Source organism: Ramlibacter sp. (assembly GCF_013697775.1).
Taxonomy (GTDB): domain Bacteria; phylum Pseudomonadota; class Gammaproteobacteria; order Burkholderiales; family Burkholderiaceae_C; genus Ramlibacter.
Window position 1 is genome coordinate 1 of the sequence record NZ_JACCWG010000222.1, and the last position, 2,061, is coordinate 2,061.

2 protein-coding genes are annotated in these 2,061 nt (G+C 66.8%); both read right to left on the reverse strand.

Annotation, left to right across the window (positions count from 1 at the left end; genetic code table 11):
* On the reverse strand, positions 1-620 hold a 620-nt coding region (locus H0U68_RS11100), incomplete at its 3' end, for a tyrosine-type recombinase/integrase (protein ID WP_296355525.1).
* Between the two features lie 252 nt (positions 621-872).
* A complete protein-coding gene (locus tag H0U68_RS11105; RefSeq protein WP_296355527.1) occupies positions 873-1,928 on the reverse strand; it encodes a hypothetical protein in 1,056 nt (351 codons plus the stop codon).
* Positions 1,929-2,061 lie beyond the last annotated feature (133 nt).

The following is a 2,061-nucleotide window of genomic DNA, read 5'->3' on the forward strand; positions in this document are numbered from 1 at the left end:
AGCACGACCTGGCGGTCGAAGTCGATGTCGCTCACTTCGAGGCCGGCGATCTCCATGCGCCGGATGCCGGTGGCGTACAGCACTTCCATCATCGCCCGGTCGCGCAGGCCGATGGGCTCGCCGATCGCCGCCAGCGCCATGATGCGATCGACTTCCTCCACCGTGAGCACCGCCTGCGGCAGCCGCTTGATCTTGCGCGGCAGGTCGATGTCGGCCGCAGGATTCGCGGGGATTTCGCCTTCGCGCGTGAGCCACTTGAAGAAGCCGCGCAGCGGCGTGATCTTGCTGCGCCGGCTGGAGGTGGACAGCGGCTCGCCGTCGCGCTTCCTGTAGTGGAACAGCCAGCGCTGGTAGCGCTCCAGCACCGCGCGGCTGACCTGCTGCGGGTGCGTCACGCCGCGCGCATCGGCCCACAGGATGAAGTCGCGCACGTAGCGCTCGGCGCTGTAGCGGCCCTGTTCGGTGTAGCCCTTCACGCCCAGGTGTTCGAGGTAGCGGCGCATCGCGGCGAACAGGCCGCGCAGATCGGCCGGCGCACCGCCGATGTGGCGCGCATCGAAGCTCATGAACTTGCGCCGCGTGCTGGGCTTGTAGGTGTACGGGCGGGTGCCGGTTTTCATGGGCGGGCAACGGGCGATGCGGCTACGACGCGGCTAAGACAGGAAGTCGCGCCGCCCTTGTTATGCGTTTTTCTGCTCGTGCGATTCGAATCACCCGCAGCGCCAGCACTGGCGCGGCTTTGCGGCTGATTCACCCACCCCGACCGACCCCCGACCAGGGGCCGACCAAAGGCCGACCGGACCCCGACCGGATTGGCTTTGACCCCGACCGAAGGCGTTTGAACCCCGACCGCTTTGGCGTCGTAGGCGTGCTTAGTCATCGCCGTCCAGCGCCTCGGGGTCGATCAGGCCGTTGACGTGCGCGCCGTCATCGCCCGCCGCGTCGTACACCAGCTCGTAGTCGCAGGCCAGACCCCGCCGATGCAACGCGACGTATTCGAGTTCGACCAGCCGCGCCAGGTGGACCTTGAGCTGCGTGTCCCCCCAGCTGATCGCCTCGCGCAGCTCGCGCCGCGTGAAGCGCAATTGCTTTTGCAAGAGCTTGGCTTCCTCGCAGCGCGCGCGCACCCAGGCGTGCAGCAGCACGAGCAGCTTCCTGGTCTGCGGCGGCAGCTCGTCCAGCGTGCGGCCCAACACGGCGTGCGCGACCTGGTTGGCAAGCCGGATGTCCTGCTTGGTCACTTCGATGTAGCGCAGCACCTGGCCGGCGTGCTCCACGCTTTTGACCTCGCGCTGGTGCTGGTGCAGCAGGGCCACCGCGTTGATGAGGGTGAGGTACTTCATGTGATCGCGCCGCGTGCGCGTCTTGCTCGCCAGGAAGGTCAGGCGCTGCGCGTAGGGGTTGACCACGTGCACACCGGCCAGCAGGCGCTGCGCGTTGTGGTGCAGCTGCGCAAGCTGCTCGCGGCCGGCCGCCTGCAACAGGCCCTGCAGGGTCTGCTTGTCTCGCTGGCGCGCGTGGATGGCCGCCGTCTGCTCGCAGCTCTCGTTGACCGACAGGACCAGGCAGCGGTTCAGCAGCTCCTCGTCGACGTCGATCGCCGTGGTGGTGAGCATCAGCATCACCGGGCCGCGCACGGTGTATTGCTTGGTCGTGAGGTTGCCGGTGCTCTCGTCCTTGGCGGTGGACGCGATCGTGAGTTCGCCATCGGACTGCAACAGCTTGAGCGCATACGCGGCCTGCCGCACGCCTTCTTCCTCGGCGATGGCCAGAATCTTGTGCGCCAGGTTGTTCTCGCCCAGGTAGTACAGGCTCTGGCCTGTCATCGCGCTGTAGCGGATGCGGTCTTCGGGCGGCACCAGGTTCAGCACGGCATCCATCAGCGCGCTCTTGCCGGCCGCGCTGGTGGACTGGATCAACACGGCCAAGGGCGCATCTAGTGTAGTGCGCGCGAATTAGTTAAACTTTCGCTCGAAGGCATACTCCGATGGCCAAGGGGGTGTGATGCCATGCGGGTCGCCAAGTCGATTGAGCTGGATGGGCAGACGCAGCAGGAGCTTC